The sequence below is a fragment of the Rhizobium indigoferae genome, assembly GCF_034554815.1.
GTDB lineage: Bacteria > Pseudomonadota > Alphaproteobacteria > Rhizobiales > Rhizobiaceae > Rhizobium > Rhizobium leguminosarum.
Window position 1 is genome coordinate 364980 of record NZ_CP140636.1, and the last position, 24667, is coordinate 389646.

Below are 24667 nucleotides of genomic sequence, written 5' to 3' on the forward strand. Positions count from 1 at the left end.
GCGAACCGAGCAAGATTTCAGAAGGCTGATCTCTTCTCAACTGTGTGAGGTCCACCTACCCGTTCAACCCCTTCGGTCCTTGCACGCCATTTGATCTTCCGCTTCTCGTTCCGACCTTCCAAGCAGGTATTTGCTCGTCGAAACCTTTGAGCTGTCGCGGGCCGAGAGCGACCAATAAAATTTCTCCACGCACGGATTGCGCTACAGCGTGATCGACGAGGATTTGCTGATCGGCGGCGGACGAACAGAGTCGCGATGCCAGGTTCACGACATGTCCGATCGCGGTGTAGTCAACACGGGCTTCGTAACCAATTCGGCCGACTGTCGCCCATCCCATCGCCAGTCCGATGCCGAAGCCAATCGCATGACCGAGCAGACGCCATTCGGCGATCAGGCGCTGGATGGCGTCCTGCATGTCGATCGCCATCTCAACAGCACGAAGTGCCGGGTCTGCGCACGGTACCGGCGCGTTGACGAGCACCATCAAACCGTCTGCCGCGAAGTTGGTCAGCGTGGCCTCGTAGCGTGTGATGATCGTGCCGAGCGCCTCATAGTACTCGCGCAAGACCTGCATGATCTCCTCGGGTTCGGCGTGCGCCGAAAAAGCGGTGAAGCCACGTAAGTCGCAGAATACAGCGACGACTTCTGCGCGCTGTCCGGCGAGCACGCTCTCGTCGCCGGACTTTTCGACGAGTTCCGCGACCTGCGGCGCGAGAAAACGCTTCAGCCGTGCAATTCGCTCTGAACGATCCCGCGATACGGCGAGTTCTTGCGCCATTTCATTGAACCGGTCCGCCAGTCGTTCGAATTCGTCTCCTGTGGCGATGTCGATACGGTGCTCGAACTGTCCAGCACCGATTTTTTCGGTGCCTTCCTGCAGCAGGCGGATTAGTCCGGTCATCCGCCTGGCAAGCCAGTAGGCAAGCGCCGATGCGAAGATGGCGGCGGCGAGCAGCAGGCCACCCGTCCGCCACAATGACGCATACAGCGGTGCGAAAGCCTCGGCCTGCGCCTGCTCCACGAACACGGTCCAACCGAGATTGGGGATCGCCGCCATGGCGGTCACAACCGGTTCGTTCTCGGCGTTGCGGGCCGTGGTCGCCTCTCCCCCTGCGGCGGCGATCTCGTCCCGCAATCTGGTGAGGGCCGCCGCTGTCTTCTCGTCCGTGCCCTGCAACACCTTGCTGATGTCGGGGTGGGCGATGAGCCGGCCGGTCCGATCGAGAACAAACGCCCGGCCACGATTCCCGACGCGAATTTCCGAAACAACCGTCCAGACAAGCTTCAGGTTGATTTCGGCGACGACGATGCCACCTGCCTTACGGTTTCCGGCCATGGCCATGGTCATGAACGGTTCGGAGCCGTCGCGAAAAGTGACTGGCCCAAACCATGTGCCGTTCGAACGAACTCCCAAGACAGCAGGATCGCCAGAGCGATCCGATCCGCCTTCGATCCTATTCAAGTCGATACGGGAGACATGCAGCCGTTCGACGCCGACATCGTCAACAAGGGTGATGCTGGCGATCGCCGGGGCTAGGCGCATCACCCGCAGTGCATCGAGCCGATGGTATGCCTCGGCATCAGCGGTCCAGGCTTGCTGGACCGTCCAACCCAGTTGATCCTTGATGCCGTCGAGAAAGCTCTGAATTTTGCCGGCCGCCGATGTGGCCTCCACCCGCAATAGAGCGCTGAGCATTGCACGCTGGTCGCGATAGCCGAACCAGGCGTCGCCGATGCCGCTAATAGCCAGCGGAACAATGACCGCAGCGAAGAAGGCGAGGAAGTACTTCCGGAACAGCGATCGGCGCATCGGGGCGGCTTGAAGCTGGACCGAACGCCGCACACCATCCTCACTCGATGACTTCATCAGCCATCAGCAAAACCGTCTGCGGCAGCTCGATCCCGAGTGCATTTGCCGTCTTCAGATTGACCGACAAGTCGAACTTCGTCGGCTGCTCGATCGGCAACTCCCCAGGCTTGGTTCCTTTCAAAATGCGATCGACATAATAGGCGAGCCGATGTTGCATTACACCATAGTCCGCCGAATAGGCCATCAGGCAGCCGTCTGCGACGTACCACGAGCCCCAAGCCATGATCGGCAGGTGATGCTCGATCGCCAAGGCGGCGATTCGCGACGACTGGTCGGCCAGCATGAGGTCGGGAAGCACCAAGGCAGCTTGAGCCCCGTCGGCCTTCATGCGCGAGAACGCAACATCGAGTTCGCCCGGCTCGCTGACTTGCTGGAGGCTCAAAGCCACTCCGAGGTGGCGGGCAGCTTGCCTGGTGTCCGTTTCGAAGGGGAGATATGACACCACCGGGTTTGCCAGCACGCCGACAGTGGCAAGCCCCGGTATGGCCTCCATCAAAAGCTGCAGCCGTTTGGCCGCTAGTTCAGTGGCGTAATAAGTGACACCCGTGAGATTGCCCCTAGGTTTTGCGAGGCTGCTCGCTAAGCCTGCCGCAACTGGGTCACCGCTGATGATGGTCACGATTGGAATCGCATCGGTCGCTGCTTGGGCAGCATGCGCAGCCGGCTGAGACGAAGTCACGATCACATCCACGGGGAGCTGCGCCAGGTCCCCCGCCGCGGCTGCAAGGCGATTGTCTTGCTTACTCGCGCTCCGGCACTCGAAGCTGAGTTCGTGCAGCGTGTAGCCCAGGTCGTGAAGCCCTTGCATGAACATTCCGAACTCGCTGGTTTCGCTCGCATAGGGCATACCGCAAGGCCACCAGGCGAGAAGGCCGATTCGTGGCGTCTTGGCCGACGTCTGCTGCGCGGCGGCGATGGCAGGAAGGCTCATCGCCAGCGCGACTGCAAGTTTGAGGAAGGGACGTCGTTTCGGTTTCATCCGAACACCCCTCGCTGACCCACGGCACATAACGGTGGGATGATGAGATCCGGCTAATTGCTGCAAACTCACATTTCGACGCCCCCCTTCTCCGAAAGGAGCGACCGACGAACAAGCCAAGATATTCAGTGGACGAAAGTATAGTCGATATTGGCGCCCATTGGTAGCGCGGGCAACCTAGTTGGCAGTTGCTGCGAAGCCAGAACAAAGCGCCCCCCTCTACCCGTCGGACAGCGCGCCGGCGGCGCTGATCATGCGGCGACGTGCTCCTTGGTAAGAGGCTGGAGGTCCGGCGGTGGAAACTCCGAGCAAGAAGGGGTTCGGCACTCGGCTCGTCAGCTCCAGCCTGTCCGCTTTCGGGGAGGTCTCTCTTGATTACGCCCCGACCGGGCTCATCCTGAGGCTGGATGCGCCACTTCAGAAGCTGCAATATAAGAACTGTTCCGACGCCGAGGAATAGTTTGATTGCGACGCTAGGATGGCCGGCGCTCGATGAATCAAAGACATCGATGATGTCATCGCGAGACGTTTGGATCTTCCTTGTTCCAGGCGACAGCGAACCCGATCCTAAAGTCGGTTCACGACGGTCTGGCAGTTGCTAAGGTTTGTCGCCAGGCTCGCCGTTTGGGTTGGGCACCGGTGCCTCTCTTGTATCTCGAGCCGGGTGTTTGTGATCGTCAGGCTCCGGTGGCACTTCCTCACGGGAGGGCGATTGACCGGGGGTTCTTTAGGATCGCCCCCCTTTACCCGGGGCATCATTCCTTTTGGACTTGGCCAGTTCCTCCATAACGGTACGAACCGACTTGCGAGATCGAAAGTTCCGAGACCGACAGACTGCCGTGGCCAGAGCATATGGTCCATCTGCGGCACAGCCACCGGCCATTCGCCAGCATGACGCTTGATGAACGCCTAAGGCGAAGGGGATGCAGGTGGATCAGCGCCAATGCGTGACGTAAGCGCCGGCTGCAAATGGCGGCGCCTACCGCAGATGCGTAGTGTGGAACCGGAATTCTGTTCAGGTGTTCCTCTCAATCAGCAGGGAGCTTCCAATGACATACGTCGCATCACCAAGCTACGACCGTAACGACCCCAGTCGCGCTTCGAACCTCCGTCAGTGCCTGGAGACCGCCAGACGCCGCCTGGATGAGACTTCGCATGCGTCGGAAACCGAGAAAATCGAGACGCTTGTGGCTTCCGCCATCGAGGCGGGTTGGGAAGACGATGAAGTGCGCGACGCACTTAGCCCCGGTGACGAGCAACAAAACAAAATGCGGCAACAGGAACCACCTGTCCCAACTATCGGTGTGGTTCCCTCGTCATCTTTCTAATGACAGTCGTTGGTATGGAAGTCCGGTTTTGATCAGAGGACGAATGGTAGCGCGCCATCGGGAGGAGGCTGACGACGCGCTGCATGTGACCATTGAGTTCCACCGGTGAACTTAGGCCGCGATGCATTTTGAAATTTGGTAAAGGTCTACCTCCCGGTCTAGCCCGCGAATCGCCTCCCCTAGATCGCTTCGTCACCATTCCGTTTCTTGAAGCAGAGAGGAACTCAGCGGTTGATGGGAGCGACGAGAGATCACCGTGGAATCCAGACTGAACCCGCCATAGTACCGCCACACAATTCCGCCCAATCAGGTTGTATAACAGACGGACTGCGTAAAATGAGATTGATGGCTCTCCTTGTTGCGGCCCTTTTGCTGACGCCCATTCATGCCCAGGCCCAAGTTTATGACCCGCATGATGGATACGACGATTATGGGGGCTACGACTATGATGATCCCTACAGCCCGTATCCCCCTCCTCCCTACTACGAGCCAGAACCTGGCTATCGGGAACCTTTGCAAGAACGTGGGGAGCCATCGACGCGAATTAGAAGGGGAACCGTCGTCATCGCCACGCGTGAGCACACTCTGATTTACACGACCGCACAGGGCGAGCAGTTCGCCTACCCCATCGCAGTCGGCCGCGAAGGCAAGCAATGGTACGGAACAACGCGGGTGGTGTCGAAGCGATTGCATCCCGAATGGCGACCCACGGCCAGCATGCGGCAGAAGAACCCACGGCTTCCGGCCGTCGTGAAACCCGGCCCGGCAAACCCGCTCGGAACTCGCGCGATCTACCTTGCCGACGGACTGCTGCGCATCCACGGCACCAACGACCCCTCCTCCATCGGCACCAATGCATCGAGCGGTTGCTTTCGGATGTACCGCGAGGACGTCGAGGAGCTTTACGATATGGTTCAGCCGGGGACCCGGGTGATCGTCCAGCAGTGATCGAATATCGCTTGACCGAACTGTCCCGTCATTTCCACTTCGCTGACCACTGACGAAGTCCGCCTTCGCCTTTTCAGGCCATGTCTTCACGGGCGGTTTGACCTTGATTTTCTGGCCGGACGGTTTCCAGGCAAGATAGACCATCCTCGAAGAAAGGTCCGCAGCGACAACGGCTTCTTGATCCATACACATATGACGAGAGCAAGATGTGCCGACAAAAAGATCGCCCTTTAATTCGCCAGAGCTCACGCCAAGCAGGACGTCGTTGAGAAGCGCTTTATCTGCTCGACCAAACGGTTGATCTCTGCTCCCACCTCCGCACAATCCAGCAATCCTGCAGGGTGGGTCACCGAACGCTCCCGCAGTTGGTCCCAGCCTTTAGAGGTGTCAGCAACGAAGGCTTCGCCCTGGATTTCTTTGAATCCGGCGCTGGCTGTCCACTCCCATTTCTGTCCCACTTGATTTGGTGTTGCCGGAGTGCAAGGTATGAGCTTGTCGTCCGAAGGGCTGACCGTCACGATGAAGCAATATCGAGCGGACCATCAATTCGTGGATTTTGTCCTTTAGGGAAGGAAACCACTAACGGCGATCCCTCACACGCATATCAGCTACCGACGAGGTTCCGACAGCCACCCCGACCCCATTGACAACATGCATCTCATCGATGTCGACATAGTAATTCTTCAGGACCTCTCGGTCGTCGATTTTCAGGCTATCCTGGCCATCGCTCCCTTTGGTAATGACGACGTGGTGGTCGAAGCTGCATGTCTAAACTGCCTGCCGCAGCATGGCTGTATGGTGAAAGTGCAATAGACGACGCTAACACCAAGACGAAGGCATTTCACCAGATCACGTTCCCGCCCCATGACAAATGCATCTTGTTGTGACTTATCAGATTGACAATCAGAGACCAATGAGGGCGCGGCATAGGGGGCCCTTGCGCATCAGTCGGAATGCGCCCTCTTCGAACCTGCGGCATGCCAAGGAACCGCTGGTGATTGCCAAAGTTTAGCTTTGGAGAACATCATCGCAGATGAGTTCAATGGAAAACGCTGCGTAAGAGGTTGGGGGGACAACGTCGACGGCTCGATGGCCGTCGGCTCGCGATCGACAACTCGCTTGGGAATTTCAACATGAACATCGAGACGATATTTTTCAAGCCGAGCGACTGGGTCCCGAACAATCCGCATCTTCCTGTATTGCTTTACAGAGGGCTCTTTGCTGACGCTGAACCTACTGATTTCGACCGTCGTTTCGCTGCAAACGGTTGGACAGGCATCTGGATAAACGGTGTCTTCGATTATCAGCACTACCATTCCGGTGCCCATGAAGTCCTGGGAATTGCACTTGGCAGCGCCAAGCTGTTGATCGGCGGTCCCGAAGGTCAAGAGCTTGATGTGGTAGCGGGAGACTGCCTGGTACTTCCAGCCGGAACAGGGCACCGAAATCTCGGCTGCACGTCGGACTTCCAGGTGGTAGGCGCTTATCCTAAGGGACAGCATGCCGACATTCAGACGTCCGCTCCCTCAAGCGAAATGCTGGCGAAAATCTCGTCAGTCCCCCTGCCGCAGACCGACCCCGTCCAAGGATCGTCAGGATTTCTCACGGAGAAATGGCGGTAGTCATCGGGCACAGTGACCGATTTCGCAGTCTGCCGCAGGATTAAGGACAAGCGTCCGACAAGCGGATAAGCGGCCCCTCGCTTTTTCCAGCGCTGAACGATATCCACGATCTAGCCTGACCAACATGAGGAGCATCCGATGATCCACGAATTGCGCATCTATACATGTCTGCCGGGGAGGCTGCCGGCACTGCAGCAGCGTTTCGAGACCGCGACGCTGGCGATCTGGGAGCGACTCGGCATCCGCTCACTCGGCTTCTGGACGACGATGATCGGTTCTTCCAGCAACGATCTGACCTACCTGCTCGAATGGCGGTCGCTGGCGGAGCGCGAGCAGAAGTGGGCCGAGTTCGTGGCCGATCGCGAGTGGCAGGAAGCGAGGGCAAAGAGCGAGGCGGATGGGCCGATCATCGCCAACATCGCCAGTTCGCTGCTGCAGCCGACGAGCTTTTACCGCGGCTTCTCCGAGCCGTCGGAATAACGGGCGGAAACGCAGCACGCAATTGATTGGGAAGTCTTTTCGGCGTGTTTCAGCGCCGAATATTGGGGTTTTGATGCAGTTGTAACGATGCTGCTTTGCTGGTTTCCACCAAGGAGTCAGCCTGATGAGCACTAAGTTTCGCCTTTCTGATTTGGTACCGGCTGGATTCATCGCCGAACGCATTACCCACATTGACGACGAGACCTGCATCTTGCTTTCCTCCGGCGCTACCGCGTCATGTTCGGCATGCGGACAAATGTCGCGAACGGTTCGAAGCTGCTATTGCCGCCAGGTCGCAGACCTCCCCCTGTCGGGAAGGCGCGGTCAGGCTTCTCGTGCGCACGCGGAGGTTCACCTGTGATGCGGTGCTCGGCGGCAGGCAGATATTCGCCGGGCGGTTCGGCGATGTGCTACCTCCCTACGCCAGACGAACCGGGCGTCTCGAGCATCTCGTCCACCATCTGGCCCTCGCGCTTGGAGGACGCCCGGCGGCGCGTTTTTGCTCAGCGGCTCATCCTTCTCGTCAGCAACGACACCTTGCTCCGCGTCATACGCGGGCAAGGATTGCCGCCGTCGATTCCGCCCTCAGTGATTGGCATCGACGACTGGGCCTCGCGGCGCAATCATCGCTATGGCAGTTGCGTTTAATGAAATGGCGATAGGCTGTCGACGCGACCGTCCATTCCTGTCGCAAAAAAAGCCCCGCGGTTGTTGCGACCGCGGGGCTTCTTGACGCCTCACCCGGGAGAGGGGGTGTCAGGCGGCCTGTACTTTCCGGGTCGTGCGTGCCCATTCGGGCAGCCAGTCGCCGTGGGTGGCGAGCAGATCGTCGACCAGCGACCAGATCTGGTCGAGATCGAGTTCGGCTGCCGTATGCGGGTCCATCATCGCGGCGTGATAGATGTGCTCGCGATTTTCCGTCATCAGTGCCTGCACCGTCAGTTCCTGCACGTTGATATTGGTGCGGATCAGCGCCGTCAGCTGCGGCGGCAGGTCGCCGATGAAGGTCGGCTGGATGCCGGAGGCATCGACGAGGCAGGGCACTTCGGCGGCGCAATTGGTCGGCAGCGATGTGATGCAGCCATTGTTGCGCACATTGCCGTAGATGACCGAGGGCTCGCCCGTCCAGACCGAATTGATGATCGAGGAGGCATATTCCTTCGACGGCGCGACCTCAATCTTGTCGGCTGAACGATAGGCCTCCGCCTGCCCTTTCCAGCGCTCGATCTGCTCGATGCAGCGTTTCGGATATTCATCGAGCGGGATGCCGAATTTCTCGATCAGGTCGTCGCGGCCCTCCTTGATGAAATAGGGCGTGTATTCGGCGAAATGCTCCGAGCTTTCGGTGACGAAATAGCCGAGCCGCGTCAGCATCTCGTAGCGCACCTTGTTCGGGCAGCGCGGGTTCCAGCCGGGCTTCGGCGCCCTGCCCTCGCGATAGGCGCGCAGCAAGTCGGGATAGAGGTTTCGGTAGGAACCGTCGGCCTGGCGATGCTCGAATTTGAGATAGAAGGCCATGTGGTTGATGCCGGCCGCCCGGTAGCGGATTTCCTCGTAGGGGATGTCGAGGTCATGGGCCAGTTCCATCGCCGTGCCCTGGACCGAATGGCAAAGGCCGACCTGGCGGATGGTCGGATATTTCTCTGATATCGCCCAGGTGTTGATCGCCATCGGGTTGACATATTGCAGCATGATCGCCTCGGGGCAGACGGCGAGCATGTCCTCGCAGACCTTCCAGAGGTGCGGCACGGTGCGAAGCCCGCGCATGATGCCGCCGACGCCGAGCGTATCGGCGATCGTCTGGCGCAGCCCGTATTTCTTCGGCACCTCGAAATCGGTGACCGTGCAGGGCTCGTAGCCGCCGATCTGGAAGGCGACGACGACGAAATCGGCGCCCGAAAGCGCCTTGCGCTGGTCGGAATAAGTCTCGGCCTTCGCCTTCACGCCGAGCGTCGAAATCAGCTTGTTGACGACGACGGCGCTTTCTTCCAGCCGCTGCGCATTGAGATCCATCAAGGCGATCGTCGCGCCCGACAGAGCCGGACGCTGAAGCACATCGCCAACGATGTTCTTCATGAAGACGGTGGAGCCAGCTCCAATGAAAGTGATTTTGGGATTTCTTGCCATTATAACCTCCGGCATTCGGCAATCATGCTACCTCGAAAGCGGCTTTGACGAGCCGTTCGGTGTAGGCGGTCTTGGGATGGGATAGAACTTCGTTGACAGGGCCTTCTTCGACGATCTTGCCATGCTGCATGACGATGACGCGATGGCAAAGGGCCCTGACGACCTTAAGATCGTGGGAAATGAACAGGTAACTCAGGCCGCGCTCGTCCTGCAGCTTGCGCAGGAGTTCGATGATCTGCGCCTGGACGGAAAGGTCGAGCGCCGATGTCGGCTCGTCGAGCAGAATGAATTCCGGCTCCAGCGCGATGGCGCGGGCGATCGCGATGCGCTGGCGCTGGCCGCCGGAAAATTCATGCGGGAAGCGCGACAGGATATTGCCCGGCATGCCGGCGGCAATCAGCGCTTCGCGCACCCGGTCCTGCCGTTCGGCCTTGGTCGCGCCCAGCCTGTTGACGACGAGCCCTTCCTCGATGATCTGGCCGATCGTCATGCGCGGGTTGAGCGATGAAAACGGGTCCTGGAACACCACCTGCATGCGGGCGCGCAGTGGCCGCATCTCGGCCCGGGAGAGGCCGTGGATCGGCTGATGGTCGAAATGGATCTCGCCGCTATCGGGCGTATTCAACCGCAGGATCGCCTGGCCGAATGTCGTCTTGCCGGAGCCGGATTCGCCGACGAGACCGAGCGTCTCGTGACGGCGAAGCGTCAGGTCGAGGCTGTCGACGGCGACAAGCTCGCGCATCGCCGGCTTGAGAAAGGTACCGTGACGCAGCATGAAGGAGACACGCACGCCCTTGGCATCGAGGATGACATCCGATCCCTCCGGCAGCGGATTGGCCTGGCCACGCGGCTCGGAGGCAAGCAGATGCTTGGTATAGGTGTCCTGCGGATTGGCAAACAGCGCTTCGGTGGTGTTGTGCTCGCGCACTTCACCGTACTGCATCACATAGACGTAATCCGAGAACTGCCGCACCACGGTCAGGTCGTGGGTGATGAGGATGACGGCCATCCCCAGTTCCTTCTGCAGGTTGCGGATCAGGTTCAGGATCTGCGCCTGCACGGTCACGTCGAGCGCCGTCGTCGGCTCGTCGGCAATCAGCACATCAGGATCGTTGGCAAGCGCCATTGCGATCATCACGCGCTGGCGCTGGCCGCCGGAAAGCTGATGGGGATATTGCATGAGCCGCGCGGCGGGATCGGGGATCTGCACATGTTCGAGCAGTTCGAGCGCGCGCTTTTGCGCATCCCTTTTGCTTATCCGGCGATGAACGCGGATCGCTTCGACGATCTGGCTGCCGATCGTATAGATCGGGTTCAGCGAACTCATCGGCTCCTGGAAGATCATCGAGATGCGGTCACCGCGCAGCTTGCGGCGCGCCCGCTCGGAAAATTTCAGGATGTTGCTGCCGTCATAGGCGACCGTCGATTTCTCCGAGACAACGGCGCGCTTCGACAACAATCCCATCACCGTTCGTGCCGTTACCGATTTGCCCGAACCGGATTCGCCGACGATAGCGATGGTCTCGCCACGATAGAGCTGGAAGGAGACATCCTTGACGGCTTCGACCATACCGTCTTCGACCTTGAAATTCACCGCCACATTGCGGGCGTCGATGATCGGCGTGTCCGAGCGGCCATCATGATCGTGGCGGACGGGCGGGGCGAAGGAATTGACCAGTGCAAGAGCCATATCAATCACCTCAATAAGGATCGACCGCGTCGCGCAATCCGTCGCCGAGCGCATTGAATGCGAAGACGGTGACGAGCACGAAGCCGACGGGGGAGAGAATCCAGGGATAGGAGCCGATGACCGAATAGGTCGCCGTATCCTGCAGCATCAGCCCCCAGGAAATCAGCGGCGGCTTGACCGCAAAGCCGAGGAAACCGAGGAAGGATTCCAGCAGCACGACGCTCGGTATATGCAGCGTCACCGCGACGATGACGTGGCTCATCACGTTCGGGAAGATGTGCTGCATGATGATGCGCGTGTCGGTGGCGCCGACAGCCATTGCCGCCCTTACATAATCGATGCGGGCAAGCGCAAGCGTCTTGCCGCGCACCTCGCGCGACATCTGCGCCCAGCCGAGCGCCGACATCACGGCGATGACGAAGGCAAGGAAGACATTGGTCGGCGCCGTCACCGGGATCAGCGAGGTCAGCGCCAGATAGAGCGGCAATTGTGGGAAGGCAAGCACCAGTTCGACGAAACGCTGCAACCAGATATCGAATGTGCCGCCGAAATAGCCCGACACCATTCCGACGGTCGTGCCGATGATGGTGACGATGAAGACCACCGTCAGGGCAATCGTCAACGAAATGCGCGAGCCGATGATGGCGCGTGACAACACATCGCGGCCGAACTTGTCGGTGCCGAGGAAATGCACCGGCTGGCCATCGGTCGAGCCGAAGAAGTGCCGGCTGGCCGGGATCAGGCCGAAAAGCCGATATTCAGCGCCCTTGACGAAGAAGCCGAGCAGCCGCGGATTGTCGTAGTCGATGCCAACGATCGGCTGGAAGGTGACGGGGTCGAGCTCTTCGGAATCGGAAAGCGCATACACACGCGGCTGGAAGACGAAATTGCCGTCCTTGTCGTGGAAGCTCATTACCTGCGGCGGTGCGAAGCCGACATCGGTCGCCTTCGGGTCCATCGGCGCAAAGAAATCGGCAAAGATCGCCATGACAATCAAGAGCACGACAAGCACCAGCCCTGCCATGCCGGTCCAGGAGCGCCTCAGCCGGCGCCAGACAAGGGCGATATAGCTTTCATGCCCACGCGATGGCTTGTTGATGGCAAGTTCTGGCGTCGGCGGAGGCGGCGCGGAGTCGAAAGCCAGCATCTCAGGCTCCTCCATATTGGCGGACACGGGGATCGAGCAGGGCGAGCAGCATGTCGGCGATGATGTTGCCGACGATCAGCGTCGCCGATAGCACCATCATGAAGGTGGCGGTGACGTAGACGTCGCCGACCGCCATCGAGCCGACGATCGCCGGACCGACGGTCGGCAATGCGAAAATGATCGCGGTTTCGATCTCGCCGGTCAGCATGTAGGGCAGCACCACGCCCTGATACATCACCAGCGGGTGCAGCGCGTTCGGCACCGCATGGCGCATCACCACGGCTGCGCCGGAAAGCCCCTTGGCCTTTGCCGTCTCGACATATTGGGCATTCAGCGTATCGAGCAGATTGCCGCGCATGACGCGCATATTGTAGGCGAGCCCACCGAAGGTGGCGATCGCCACGACCGGCCAGACATGGTGAACCAGATCGACAAATTTCGCCCATGACCAGGGCGCCCCGCCATATTGCGGCGAGAAGAAGCTGCCGATTTCGGAGACGTTCAGCTGGAAAACCAGGAGATAGACGATAATCAGCGCCATCAGGAAGCGCGGCACCGTCATGCCGAGGAAGGAAATCCCCGAAAGCAGGCTGTCGATCCAGCTGTACTGCCGCGTCGCCGCCCAGATGCCGAAGCCGATGCCGAGCACCGAGGCGAAGAGATGGCAGACGAGCGCCAGAAGCAATGTCCGCGGCAGGCGTTCACCGACGACATCGGCGACCGGCTTGTTGTAAAACATGCTGTAACCGAAATCGCCGCGCGTCACGATCCCGCCGATCCAGTTGACGTATTGGACGACCAGCGGCTTATCGAGGCCATGTTCGACCCGGTAGAGCTGCGCCTGCGCTTCGGCCTGGGCATAGGATGCACCGCCCTGGTTGATCAGCTGGGATCTTATATAATCGGCGTAGTCACCGGGCGGTGCCTGAATGATCGCGAAGGTCACCACACTCAGGATGAAGAGAATGGGGATCGCAGAGGCTATGCGCACGAGCAGGAATCGTAACATCAAACGGTTCGCTTCTCCTTGCCGCCAGTCGCTCCTTGTCAGCGCGGCCGGCTTGTTGGTCATATCAGGCCGCGCGCCACGCGCGGCCTGAATCTCACTTCAGCTGGGAGGGAACTCTCCAGCGTCGCATCACATGCGACGCGCTTTAGCTCTTTGTGTCTTGATGACAGGCATCAGTTAATCGGGCCCTTTTCGCCGGGCTTGCCGGGCAGCTGTTCGGGGAACAGCTCGTATTTGCCCTGCTTGTCCGCAGCCACCCACAGGCGTTCGCGGATCACCGAATCTTCAGCCCAGTTGAACATCATGATCGGAGTACCCTGGGGCACGTTGGAGAACCGCTTGTTGACGATCAGTGCGCCGGGATATTCCGTCAGGCCGACGGTGTTGACGTGCTCCGTCGAGATCTTCTGATACTGCTTCATCAGATCGACGCGCTCGTCATTGTTCTGGCTCGTCCTGAACTTGTTGACGACGTCGACAAGCTCCTTTTCGAAGGGCATCAGATCGAGCTGGTCATCCTTGCCGGCGCGATGGTGCCAGCTTGTGCGCGGGCCGACCGGGGCAAGCTGTTCGGTGTTCTGCACCACCGACGACAGTTCAGTCGTGTTGCGCTGAATCAGCCAGTCGAAGCGGCCGGCATAATGGGCGTCGTCACGCTTGGCACCATCGAGCGCGTTGATGACGATCTTCAGCCCGAGTTTCTCCATCTGGCCGACCACACCTTCGGCAAGGCTCTTGTCGGTCGTGTACTGATTGTTGATCAGCATGACGATTTCGACATCCTTGCCACCGAGCGTCCCGGCCGGGAAGTTTACGATGCCGTTGCCGTCGGTGTCCTTGAGACCGGCTTTGGCGAGTTCGGCCTTTGCGCCCTCAAGATCGTACGGGTAGTAAACCGTCGAGTTGCGATCGTAGAAGCTGGTGCCGGAGGAGAGCCCACCGGGATAGATCGCGGTGAACGGTCCCTTGACCAGCGAGTCGCCGATCGCCTTGCGGTCGAGCGCCATGGTGACGGCCTTGCGGAAGTCCTCGTTGCGGTTCAGCTCGCGGATCGCCTCACCGCGCTCGTCCGGGTTGCCCCAGCCGTTGGCAGAGAAGTTCATGCGCAGATTGTAGCCGATGAGACGCGGGCCGAAGGCAAGGCGGGCGGGCGCCGTCTTCTCTGCGGCACGCTTCAGCGAAGCGACGAAGTTTTCCGGCTGCTCGAGGTTCGAGAAGTCGGCGGATCCTGCCACGGCCTGGACGTCACGGTCGGCCCAGGTCGAGAGCTTGTAGTGCAGCTCGTTCAGATAAGGCAGCTGATCGCCCTTCTCGTCGACCTTCCAGTAATAGGGGTTGCGGCGCATGACGATGATGTCGTCCGGGCGATATTCGACCGGTACCCAGGCGCCCATGACCGGCATGTTCATGAACTCGGGCGGGAAGGCGTTCTTGAACTGGTCGTAGGTGTTCTTCGAATATTTCGGATGCTTCGACTTCAGGATGTGCGAGGGACCCGGGCAGAAATTCGGGTAGGACATCGTGTAGAGATATTGCTTCGGGAAGGCCTCCTTGAAGGTCCATTCGACGGTGTAATCGTCGACCTTCTTCAGCGTCGTCCCGGCGCCGAAGGCTTCCGGCGATGCGCCGCCGCCGAGCGGCGAGACGTTCGGGTCGATGACTTCGTCGTCCCAGTAGAACATGATGTCGTCGGCATTGAACGGCGCGCCGTCTGACCATTTGGCGCCTTCGATCAGGTGCATGGTCAGCTTATGGCCGTCTTCGGACCAGTCCCAGCTCTTGGCGAGGTTCGGCAGCGGCTCGGTGTCTGAGGCCTGCACCTGGAACAGCGGCGCGGTGCGTGTCAGGCATTCGGAGAGGCCGATATCGATACCGCCCCAGCCCTGCGTCTGGCCGGCGCCGTAGTTCCAGCCTTCCGGCCGGCCGCCGATCACGTGGCGCATCGTATCGCCGTAGACGCCGATGCCGTCGGGCATATTGCCTGTCTTGAAGACCAGCGGCTCCTTCGGCAGGCGGTCCTTGACTGGCGGCAGCTTGCCGGTGGCGACGAAATTCTTCGTGACCCAGTCGGGCTCGTGATATTCGGGCAGCGCCTTGAACTCCAGGATGGAGTCGCGCGCGACATAGTTGATCTTGCCTTCGGCGGGAAAGTCCGCCGGGGCGGGTGGGACGGTTGGCTCGGAGGCATAAGCACTCAGCGCCGCGGCTGAGACGCTGAGCGCCAGTCCGGCCAAAATGCCTGCGTTGCGGAAATTCATCATCGTTTCTCCCTCTTGTTCCGGAGCGCGATCACGCGGCTCCTTTTCCTCGAACGACATGAAAGCGGGCCGGACGCCATGGCCTTCCCTCCCGGAAACCCATGGCAACCCATCCTTCATAAAACTTAGACGGCCTGTTTCAGTGCCGCCTTTTCCGCGCGCAGCTCCTCGATCGAGCGAACGTTGCGGCGTGCGGCCCCCGCCCAGTCGCGGGTCTGCACCTTCGATTTCGACAACCGTTCCTTGGCGGCCGGCACGGCGTCGGCATATTGCGGCAGCCAGCGGGCCTGGGCAACGACCATTTCGTCGACCATCTGCCAGACCTCTTCCGGCGTCGAGACGGCGCCGACCAGCGGATCGTGCAAAACGGCAAGCTTCAGAAGGTCGATGTCGCCTGATATGGCGGCATGCACCGACATGCGCTGGACGTTGATGGAGGAAATGCAGGTGGCGGCGCAGGCTTCCGGTAAGGTGACGCCGGAGACCATATTGATGCCGAAGCGGTCGACGAAGCCGGGGGATTCGATGATCGCATCGGACGGCAGATTGGTGATGACGCCGTTATTCTTGACGTTGAAATGGCCGCGATAGACCCGGTTCGTTTCCAGTGCCTCAAGGATATGGCTGGCATGCTCGTTCGAGCGCTTGGCAGGATCGATCGGCTTCGAGGCCGATTCGAGGAATTGCGGATATTCCGTCTCGAACCAGTTGCGCGTTTCGGTGGAATGGCGGAGATAGCCGCCGGTCTCGCCGTGGATCCAGTCGGACATGTCGATCCAGCGGGTGATCTCATCCGGCCGCTTGCGGTACCAGGGCAGGTATTCCGAGAGATGGCCGTTGCTTTCGGTGGAATAGACGCCGAAACGCTTCAGCACGTCGATGCGCAGTTTCTCCTGCTGCGAAAAAACGGGATGCGCCTCGAAGCCGGCGATCAGCTCGTCCTTGCCTATCTTGCGGCCGTTGAGGCGAAGATCGATGAACCAGGTCTGGTGGTTGATGCCGGAGCAGATGTAGTCGAGCTCGCTCACAGACTTCGCGCCGAGCACCTCGGCGATCTGTTCGGCGCCATGCTGGACGCCGTGGCAGAGACCGACGGTGTCGACCTTGCCGTATTCGATCGCCGCCCAGGTGTTCATCGCCATCGGGTTGGCATAGTTCAGGAATTTGGCGCCGGGCTCGGCCACCTCGCGGATATCCTTGCAGAAGTCGAGGATGACGGGGATGTTGCGCTGGCCGTAGAGAATGCCGCCGGCGCAGATCGTATCGCCGACGCACTGGTCAATGCCGTATTTCAGCGGAATACGGATATCATCCGCATAGGCCTCGAGACCGCCGACCCGAACGCAGCTGATGATGTAGCGCGCGCCTTCCAGTGCCTTGCGCCTGTCGGTCGTCGCCGTCACTTTCGTCGGCAGCCCGTTCGCCTCGACGACGCGGTCGAGGATCGCCTTGATCATCTCGAGATTATGTTCGCTGATATCCGTCAGCGCGAATTCGATGTCGCGAAACTCCGGAACGCACAATATATCGGTGAACAGCTTCTTGGTGAACCCGACGCTGCCCGCACCGATGATAGCGATTTTGAAACTCATGATCTTCACCTCAACCCAATCGAATGCTAAGGAAAAGAAGGCCATGGAGGATCGGGCCGCATGCTGACGCATGTGGCTGAAAACGCCGTAAAATCTGCCTTTTTCCTCCCGGCCGCTCTGTCGGCCGTGGTCTCTTCCTCTTGTCGAGCGGGATTATGCCCGAAATCGGCAGGGCGACCAGAGAAGGATTATGCTTTCAGGGGTAATTTTGTGCTGCAGGATTTGATCGCCAACGGACAGTCGATGAGGACGGTTTCGCTGCCCCGGGGCCGCCAGCGGCTACACGCCATGCCGACCAGCGCCGGATACGAAGTGCGCGAGAACGAGACCTATGACTGGGATGGCCGCCGGCGCGGCCAGACCCCCTTCACCGTGCTGCAGCACACGATCAGCGGCAGCGGCAAGCTGCGCTATCAAAACCGCAACTATCGCCTTCAGGGCGGCGACACGCTGCTCGTTCTGGTGCCGCACAATCATCGCTACTGGCTGGAGAAGGGCGACCGCTGGGAATACTTCTGGATTTCGATGAATGGCGAGGAAACGCTGCGCATCCACCAGATGGTGCTTTCGACCGCCGGCCCGGTGCTGAAACTGCAGCCTTCGACCATCGATCATCTCGCCGACTGCAGCCTGCGCCTCGTCAAGGGCGCAACGTCGCCGGGTGCTGCCTCGGCGATTGCCTATGAAGCGGCGATGGCACTTTACGACGATGTTTTCGGCTCGCCTGCCTTTGCCGCCGAGCTCAGTGTCATGCAGCCGGTGATCGACCATATCAATGCCAATCTCGAAAAACCGCTGCCGGTCAGCGAGCTTGCCGGCATCGTCGGCCTCAGCCGCGCGCATTTCTCGCGCAGCTTTGCAGAGAGCGAGGGCATGCCGCCGGCCGAATTCGTGTTGCAGCAACGCCTGCAGCGCGCCGTCAAGCTTCTGACCAAGGCAGACTTCCTGCCGGTCAAGGAAGTCGCCATCATGTGCGGCTTCGAAGACCCCAACTATTTCTCCAAGGTCTTTCGCCGCGTCTATGGCACCAACCCCACCGAATTCCGCACGACGGGCATGTATGCCAGCATCGGCAAGCTGAGATAGCTTGCCACCTGACAACCTAAAACCCTTCAGGCCCGCACCTCGAACACCATGTTGAACGGCGTTTCCGTGGCGCGACGGAAATGCGTGAAGCCGGCGTCGAGCGCGACCTTGCGAAGCTTCATTTCTCCCGCCTGTGCGCCGAGCCCGAGCCCCACCTCCTGGGAGAGCGATGCCGGCGTGCAGATCATCGTCGACGCGCCATAATAAACGCGGCCGACCGGGTTGAGATTGTCCTTGAGATGGTCATTGGCAAAGGGCTCGACGATCAGCCACGTCCCGTTCGGCCCAAGCGTTTCCTTGACATGCCGGCCGGCGCCGACCGGATCGCCCATGTCGTGAAGGCAGTCGAACATGGCAACCATATCATAGCCGCGCCCCGGAAATTCCGCGGCCGACCCCTGCTGGAAGGTCACGCGGTCGGCGACACCGGCATCCTGGGCAGCAGCCTTTGCTCTTTCGATCGACGGGCCGTGATAGTCGAAGCCGGTAAAATGGGAAGCGGGATAGGCCTGCGCCATCAGAACGGTCGAGGCCCCATGACCGCAGCCAACGTCGGCGACACTGGCACCGGCCTTGAGCTTTGCCTCGACCCCGGCAAGAGCCGGTATCCATTCGTTGACGAGATGGCTGTTATAGCCCGGGCGAAAGAACCGCTCGGTGCCCCGAAAGAGGCAGGTGCTGTGCTCATGCCAGCCGAGACCCTTGCCGGTGCGGAAGGCATCGGCGATCTTGGGTTCGTCCATCCACATGGATTGGACGACCTCGAAGGCGCCGACGAAAAAGGCGGGGCTGTTTTCCTCGGCAAATACCATCGCCTGCTCCGGTGTCAGGCTGAAACGATCCGTCTTTTCATCATAAGCGACATAGTCCGCAGCCGCCTGGGCGCTCAGCCACTCCCTGAGGTAGCGCTCCTTTACTCCGGTTTTCGCGGCTAGATCCTGGACGCTCATCGGCGTTCCGTCGGCCATTGCCTTGTAGATCCCGACCTGCTCGCCAAGCACGACCAAGGCACCTGACATGGCGGCGCCGACGTCGCCAACAAGACGACCGACAAGCGCATCGAGTTTTTGCATATCTGGCTCACGCATTGCTGCCTCCGGGGTGCATGATGATGAGAGTCTAAATTAGACTGTAATGATATTCAGTCAATCAATCTTCCCCTTCGCCAGATGAGCATCGAGTTTAATGGTCTAAAGAATGGAATAGGCAAACTATTCCAGGGAGATCGCAATTTTCGGAAAGGCGAACGTCATGGTCCAAAACGCCTATTCCGTCATGCGTTTTCTCGTCGTCTCTTGCCTCGAGATTACATCTTTTATATAATCTATCTGAGACAGAATCACGCTTTTGATGCAAGGTTATCGTTTTGTGTCTATCTTCCGCTCAATGCCGCGCTGCTCGTGCCCTTTTGGCATGGTCTCAGGACGATCTCTCATCAGCCTCGAAGGTCGCCAAAGCGACGATTGCTAATTTCGAGGCGGGGAAGCGCTCTCCCTACGAACGAACCCTTCAGGATATGAAGCACGCCCTGGAAGCCGGAGGCGTCATGTTCATCCCGGAAAATGGTGGGGGTGCGGGTGTTCGTCTGGCAAAACGCGCGGATGCCTCTATCGACACGAATGAAACCGAGACGGTTCAATATGAAGAATATCTCGAAAACGACGCACCACCCGGTGCAGGCGGCTGAATGATGGCAAAGAAAGAGAAGCTCGAACACTCCGAACTGGCGGGAGAATTCACCGACGACGGGATCACCGTGCTCGTCGATATTTTCCGTACATCGGGCAGCAATGAAGACTGGACGATGGAGGTGGTCACGCAGGCGGAGGATCTGATCCGCTGGGACGAGCCATTTGCGACTGACCGGGATGCCTTCGACGAATTCCTGGCCGTCGTCGCCCGCGACGGCATTCGGTCGTTTCTCGAAGATGAAGAACCTTCCGTGCATTGAGGGTATCCCGTGAAAAGCATCAATGATCTCGTCGCATCCGCGAAAACCGTCTGCGATCGATACCGGGCTGGGCGGATGGAACGCGAAACCGTGCGGGAATGGGTTCTCGGGCTCGGCGCATATCCGCCGCCCCATGGTGACCGCGTGCGGGAAGCCGCAGAATGGTTCCGCTTGCACAATCGCGAGCCTGTTTCCGAAGACATCATGCTCGTGGACATCGACCGGCTTGCGGCGATTTCAGCGCCTTGATCCCGGAGTTTGCGAGCGGAGGGGCCAGCTGCGAGGGCTCGCCCATATCCGATCTTAGCCACGCATTGCCTGACCATTCGATGCGGGATGGATCGCAGCAGTGCCGGCGCGGTTTTGCGGTTGCCTCGCCGCCTCGATCCGGACTGGCGCAATTACGCCGGTACTAGGCGGCGTAGGACCAATGACGATCATGAGCCTTATGCATAATACCCTCATCGCAGCTTCCATGCGGAGCGGTCTGGGGGTTCCGCAGCTTCGGCAAATGTGACACTCCTTACGCGGCTGACATGGCTCCTGCATCGCGCGCGCGCGAAGCGTACGTCACGCGCGGCTAGGTAATTTTTATTCGTGCGATAAGTAGAAGGAACAGCACGTGGCAGCATTTCCGGATAAGGCAAAGGTCGTCATCATCGGGCTCGGCGGTATCGTCGGCGCCTCCATCGCGCATCATCTCGTCGAGCGGGGATGGGACGATATCGTCGGCATCGATAAGTCGGGCATACCGACCGATATCGGTTCGACAGCCCATGCCTCGGACTTCTGTTACACCACGAGCCATGACTATCTGTCGGTCTGGACCACGCAATATTCGATCGATTTCTACGAGAAGATGGGCCATTACGCCCGCATCGGCGGCCTCGAAGTGGCGCGTACCGGCGATGATGCCTGGATGGAGGAAATCAAGCGCAAGCTATCCTCGGCACGCGCTTTCGGCACGCGCGCCCACTATGTCAGCCCTTCCGAGATCAAGGAGAAGTTCCCGCTGATCGAGGAAGATCAGGTGATGGGCGGCCTTTACGATCCGGATGCCGGCCTCGTGGTCCCGCGCTCGCAGACCGTTGCCGGCAAGCTGGTCGATGCCGCCGAAAAGGCTGGCAAGCTACAGGTGTTCGGCAATACGCCGGCGAAGTCGCTGATCGTCGAAGGCGGTCGCATCAAGGGGGTCGTCACCCATCGCGGCACGATCATGGCCGACCACGTCATCGTCTGTGCCGGCCTCTGGGGACGCCTGATCGCGGAGATGGTCGGCGAAGACCTGCCGGTCATGCCGGTCGACCATCCGCTCACCTTCTTCGGTCCGTATAACGAGTTTGAAGGCACCGGCAAGGAAATTGGCTTCCCGCTGCTGCGCGACCAGGGCAACTCCGCCTATATGCGCGATACCGGCGACCCGGCGACGACGGAGGGCGGTCAGCTCGAGTGGGGCTATTACGAAGCCACCAATCCGCGCATGTGCCACCCGCGCGATCTTCTCGAAAAACACGAAGCGCGCCTGTCGCCCTCGCAGCGTGATCTCGAGATGGAACAGATCATCGAGCCGCTCGAGCGCGCCATGGAACTGACGCCGATCCTCGGCGAACTCGGCTATAACGAAGGTCACTCCTTCAACGGCCTGCTGCAAGTTTCCGCCGCCGGCGGCGCATCCTGCGGCGAGAGCCAGAAGGTGCGCGGTCTCTGGTATTGCGTTGCCATCTGGGTCAAGGACGGCCCAGGCTATGGCAAGCTGATCGCCGACTGGATGACCGATGGCCGGACTGAAATCGATCACAACAGCATCGACTACGCCCGCTTCTATCCGCATCAGTTGACGGAAGAGTTCATCGAGGGCCGCTGCTATGAAGCCGCCCAGAAGATCTATTTCCCGGCCGTTCACACCCGCGAACCCTATGCATCCGGCCGCAACGCCAAGCGCTCGCCCTTCTACGAGCGCGAAAAGGAGCTTGGCGGCTACTTCATGGAACTTGGCGGCTGGGAGCGTGCGCACGGCTACGCCGCCAACGAGCACCTTCTGGAGAAATACGCCGACCGCGTCCCGGTTCGCGAGAACGAATGGGACAGCCGCCATTTCTGGCGCGTGTCGAATGCCGAGCATCTGGCGATGAGCGAGGATTGCGGCATCGTCAATCTCAGCCACTTCCACATGGTCGATATCGAGGGTCCCGACCATGTCGAGCTGATGGAATGGCTGTGCGCCGCCAAGGTCGGCGGCGATGCAAACATTGGCAAGGGCATTTACACCCACTTCCTCGACGACGAAGGCATGGTGCGCGCCGACTTCACCGTCTTCCGCATGGCCGACCGGTGCCGTCTCGTCAACGGCGCCGATGCCGGCCCGCGCGACCTGTACTATATGAAGCGCGTCGCCGAAGACCGCGGCCTTGACGTGATCATTACAGACGTCTCGGAAAAATTCGTGACGATCGGCATCTGGGGTCCGAACGCGCGAGAGACGCTGAAGAAGAGTGTCGCCGATCCGGCCGGGCTCGATCAGGAAAACTTCGCTTTTGCGGCAATCAAACCGATCGAAATTGCAGGCAAGCCTGTCACCGCCTTCCGCATCTCGTATGTCGGCGAGCAGGGCTGGGAACTGCACATGAAGTACGAAGACGGCCTCGCCGTCTGGGATGGGCTACGCTCGACCGGTGTGATGGCCTTCGGCGTCGAAACCTACGCGAATTCGCGCCGCATGGAAAAGAGCCTGCGCCTGCAGAACGCCGACCTCCTGACCCAGTACAACCTGATCGAAGCCGATCTCGCCCGTCCGAAGGTCAAGGAGGCCGATTTCCGCGGCAAGGCGAAACATCTGGAATACAAGGCACGCGAGCACCAGCCGGCCATGCTTTGCACGCTGGTGATGACCGACAACACCGACAAGTCGGGCGTCAAGCGTTATCCCGTCGGAAACCTGCCGGTTGTCGATCCCGCCACGGGAGAGGTTCTTGTCGATGAGCTTGGCCGTCGGTCATACACGACCTCGGTGGCCTATGGACCGACGGTCGGAAAAAACATCGCCCTGGCCTACCTTCCCTGGTCGTATTGCCAGGTTGGACGCAGGTTGAATGTCGAGTATTTCGCCGAGAGTTATCCGGTGGAGGTAGTCAGCGTCGGGTACAAGCCGATCTATGACCCAGAAAATCTGAAGCCGCGCACCTAAACGCATCGGCCCCATCGGTTTTCGGAAAGCACGATGCGAGGGTTGAAAGTGTTGCAGCGTCCTTTGCCCGTCTTAAAACACGGGGGGGCGCTGTAAGCACCTAAGCGCTTGTGGCGCCGCAAGCACGGGGACGCCACAAACATCAGGTTGAGCCGCTTGCCCAGAAACAACGAGAAATCTCGCAGTTCGTGCCACTCCGTTGTGCGCGGAGAGTGCACGTCACCCGTTCGAACAAGACAAAGACGTAAGGGCGAGGCCCACGCTCTCCCGCGGGTAAAGGTTGCAAGACTGTCACCAAACAGGCCGGTTGTTACATGGAAACAGTCATTTGACATCTCTCTAGCGACCGGCAATGTTGACCTACCAGTCTTCCAAAGGCATCCGGGCGACGTCATTCGGCAAGGGAAAGTGGGTCATGACAGCTTCCAGAATTCTTCGGCCGGTTATCGCCTTGGCGGTTCTGGCAGCACTCGGAGTCCTGCTCTGGTTTGCAACACGCCCGCCACCACTGATCGTCCAAGGCGAGGTCTCCGCCAATCGGGTCGATATCAGCCCGCGTGTCTCCGGCCGCATCGCCAAGCTGAATGTCGATGTCGGGGATAACGTCGAGACCGGCGCTGTCATCGCCGAGCTTGAAAGTCCTGAGCTAACGGCCGCCCTTCATATGTCGCAAGCCGCCCTTTCCGTTTCGCAAGCCGATCTTGCCCGCGTCAATAGCACGCGTCCCGAGACGATCGATGCTGCCAACGCCGAACTTGCTGCGGCAGCGGCGGATGTGACCCTCTACCAGGAAGAGTCTGCGCGTCAGGCCAGGCTGATCACCACCGGCGCCTCGACCCAGGCTCAGGCGGACCAGGCGGCCCGCAATCTTGAAGCAGCGATCCGCAAGCGTGAATCCGCCGAGGCCAATGTGCGCCTGGCGGTCGCCGGCTCCAGCAAGGAAGAGAAGGCGCTTGCCGCCGCGAAGGTGGAACAGACGCGCGCCTCGCTGGATCAGCAGCAGGTCAACGTTTCCGAGCTGACGATCCATGCGCCGATCTCCGGGCAAGTCACGACGAGGGTTGCCGAACTCGGTGAGAATTTCAGCGCCGGTGCGCCGCTCTTTTCGATTATCGATCTCCAGAACCCCTGGTTCACGTTCAACCTCCGCGAGGATCTGCTGAAGGGCCTGAAGGTCGGGGACAATTTCGATGTCGTCGTGCCGGCAATCGGCCCCGATAAGATCCCGGTCAAGGTGACCATGATCAATGCACAGGGACAGTACGCGACCTGGCGAGCGACGCGGGCGACCGGCGATTTCGATCTCAGGACATTCGAGGTGCGCGCCGTTCCGGTAAAAGCCGTGGACGGACTGCGGCCCGGCATGAGCGTCATTGCCGCCTGGTCGGAGCGTTGA

The 24667-nt window shown here is 60.0% G+C and carries 20 protein-coding genes and 2 pseudogenes; 12 read left to right on the plus strand and 10 right to left on the minus strand.

The genetic code is table 11. The features are described from left to right. Positions 1-55: 55 nt before the first annotated feature. Both U5G49_RS25510 and U5G49_RS25515 read right to left on the minus strand, forming a co-directional pair. Positions 56-1843, minus strand: a complete 1788-nt coding sequence (locus U5G49_RS25510) for an adenylate/guanylate cyclase domain-containing protein (protein ID WP_193443540.1) — start codon at positions 1841-1843, stop codon at positions 56-58. Between the two features lie 7 nt (positions 1844-1850). Beyond that, on the minus strand, positions 1851-2849 hold the full coding sequence (locus U5G49_RS25515) for an ABC transporter substrate-binding protein (RefSeq protein WP_115156850.1): 999 nt from the start codon (positions 2847-2849) through the stop codon (positions 1851-1853). Between the two features lie 277 nt (positions 2850-3126). Between U5G49_RS25515 and U5G49_RS25520 the strand changes: the two are divergent. From U5G49_RS25520 to U5G49_RS25530, 3 genes and pseudogenes are all read left to right on the plus strand, one after another. Beyond that, a pseudogene (locus U5G49_RS25520) lies at positions 3127-3309 on the plus strand (regulator); the annotation flags it as partial. Positions 3310-3898: 589 nt separating this feature from the next. Continuing rightward, positions 3899-4177, plus strand: a complete 279-nt coding sequence (locus U5G49_RS25525; RefSeq protein ID WP_115156851.1) for a hypothetical protein — start codon at positions 3899-3901, stop codon at positions 4175-4177. A 336-nt stretch (positions 4178-4513) separates the two neighbouring features. Continuing rightward, positions 4514-5125, plus strand: a complete 612-nt coding sequence (locus U5G49_RS25530) for a L,D-transpeptidase (RefSeq protein WP_018246381.1) — start codon at positions 4514-4516, stop codon at positions 5123-5125. A gap of 245 nt (positions 5126-5370) precedes the next feature. On the opposite strand, the gene U5G49_RS25535 is transcribed toward U5G49_RS25530, so the two are convergent. Then, on the minus strand, positions 5371-5643 hold the full coding sequence (locus U5G49_RS25535) for a hypothetical protein (protein WP_193443695.1): 273 nt from the start codon (positions 5641-5643) through the stop codon (positions 5371-5373). Positions 5644-6258: 615 nt separating this feature from the next. Here U5G49_RS25535 and U5G49_RS25540 point away from each other — a divergent pair. Further along, positions 6259-6747: a cupin gene (locus tag U5G49_RS25540; protein ID WP_193443697.1), complete on the plus strand. Its 489-nt coding sequence runs from the start codon at positions 6259-6261 to the stop codon at positions 6745-6747. A gap of 138 nt (positions 6748-6885) precedes the next feature. Further along, complete coding sequence (locus U5G49_RS25545) at positions 6886-7227, plus strand: NIPSNAP family protein (RefSeq protein WP_047618347.1); 342 nt, start codon at positions 6886-6888, stop codon at positions 7225-7227. Positions 7228-7983: 756 nt separating this feature from the next. On the opposite strand, the gene melA (U5G49_RS25550) is transcribed toward U5G49_RS25545, so the two are convergent. From melA (U5G49_RS25550) to melA (U5G49_RS25575), 6 genes are all read right to left on the minus strand, one after another. After that, positions 7984-9354 carry an alpha-glucosidase/alpha-galactosidase gene (melA, locus tag U5G49_RS25550; protein ID WP_193443699.1) on the minus strand — a complete coding sequence of 457 codons (1371 nt, stop codon included), beginning with the start codon at positions 9352-9354 and terminating at the stop codon, positions 7984-7986. A gap of 22 nt (positions 9355-9376) precedes the next feature. Continuing rightward, the gene (locus U5G49_RS25555; RefSeq protein WP_115156855.1) at positions 9377-11044 is read right to left on the minus strand and encodes an ABC transporter ATP-binding protein; all 1668 of its coding nucleotides are present in this window, start codon (positions 11042-11044) and stop codon (positions 9377-9379) included. 10 nt (positions 11045-11054) lie between these two features. Beyond that, positions 11055-12191 carry an ABC transporter permease gene (locus tag U5G49_RS25560; RefSeq protein ID WP_115156856.1) on the minus strand — a complete coding sequence of 379 codons (1137 nt, stop codon included), beginning with the start codon at positions 12189-12191 and terminating at the stop codon, positions 11055-11057. A 1-nt stretch (position 12192) separates the two neighbouring features. Beyond that, positions 12193-13200, minus strand: coding sequence for an ABC transporter permease (locus tag U5G49_RS25565; protein ID WP_026188757.1), 1008 nt, complete (start codon positions 13198-13200; stop codon positions 12193-12195). A gap of 173 nt (positions 13201-13373) precedes the next feature. After that, complete coding sequence (locus tag U5G49_RS25570) at positions 13374-15461, minus strand: ABC transporter substrate-binding protein (RefSeq protein WP_131704761.1); 2088 nt, start codon at positions 15459-15461, stop codon at positions 13374-13376. A 122-nt stretch (positions 15462-15583) separates the two neighbouring features. Continuing rightward, a complete protein-coding gene (gene melA / locus U5G49_RS25575; RefSeq protein WP_115156893.1) occupies positions 15584-17050 on the minus strand; it encodes an alpha-glucosidase/alpha-galactosidase in 1467 nt (488 codons plus the stop codon). A 60-nt stretch (positions 17051-17110) separates the two neighbouring features. Here melA (U5G49_RS25575) and U5G49_RS25580 point away from each other — a divergent pair, with 60 nt between their 5' ends. After that, positions 17111-18136 (plus strand): AraC family transcriptional regulator, encoded by a 1026-nt coding sequence (locus U5G49_RS25580; protein WP_193443702.1) that lies wholly within the window; start codon positions 17111-17113, stop codon positions 18134-18136. A 26-nt stretch (positions 18137-18162) separates the two neighbouring features. On the opposite strand, the gene U5G49_RS25585 is transcribed toward U5G49_RS25580, so the two are convergent. Then, positions 18163-19224, minus strand: coding sequence for a class I SAM-dependent methyltransferase (locus tag U5G49_RS25585; RefSeq protein WP_193443704.1), 1062 nt, complete (start codon positions 19222-19224; stop codon positions 18163-18165). 278 nt (positions 19225-19502) lie between these two features. Here U5G49_RS25585 and U5G49_RS25590 point away from each other — a divergent pair, with 278 nt between their 5' ends. The 6 genes and pseudogenes from U5G49_RS25590 (at position 19503) to U5G49_RS25615 (ending at position 24667) form a co-directional block, all read left to right on the plus strand. Next, positions 19503-19823 (plus strand): helix-turn-helix domain-containing protein, encoded by a 321-nt coding sequence (locus U5G49_RS25590; RefSeq protein WP_112908556.1) that lies wholly within the window; start codon positions 19503-19505, stop codon positions 19821-19823. 3 nt (positions 19824-19826) lie between these two features. Then, positions 19827-20087, plus strand: coding sequence for a hypothetical protein (locus tag U5G49_RS25595; RefSeq protein ID WP_025397793.1), 261 nt, complete (start codon positions 19827-19829; stop codon positions 20085-20087). Between the two features lie 9 nt (positions 20088-20096). Next, complete coding sequence (locus U5G49_RS25600) at positions 20097-20336, plus strand: hypothetical protein (protein ID WP_112908555.1); 240 nt, start codon at positions 20097-20099, stop codon at positions 20334-20336. 127 nt (positions 20337-20463) lie between these two features. Next, positions 20464-20604, plus strand: a pseudogene (locus U5G49_RS25605) (bifunctional methylenetetrahydrofolate dehydrogenase/methenyltetrahydrofolate cyclohydrolase); the annotation flags it as partial. A gap of 105 nt (positions 20605-20709) precedes the next feature. Then, positions 20710-23271 carry a GcvT family protein gene (locus tag U5G49_RS25610; protein ID WP_193443706.1) on the plus strand — a complete coding sequence of 854 codons (2562 nt, stop codon included), beginning with the start codon at positions 20710-20712 and terminating at the stop codon, positions 23269-23271. 415 nt (positions 23272-23686) lie between these two features. Further along, complete coding sequence (locus U5G49_RS25615; protein WP_193443709.1) at positions 23687-24667, plus strand: HlyD family secretion protein; 981 nt, start codon at positions 23687-23689, stop codon at positions 24665-24667.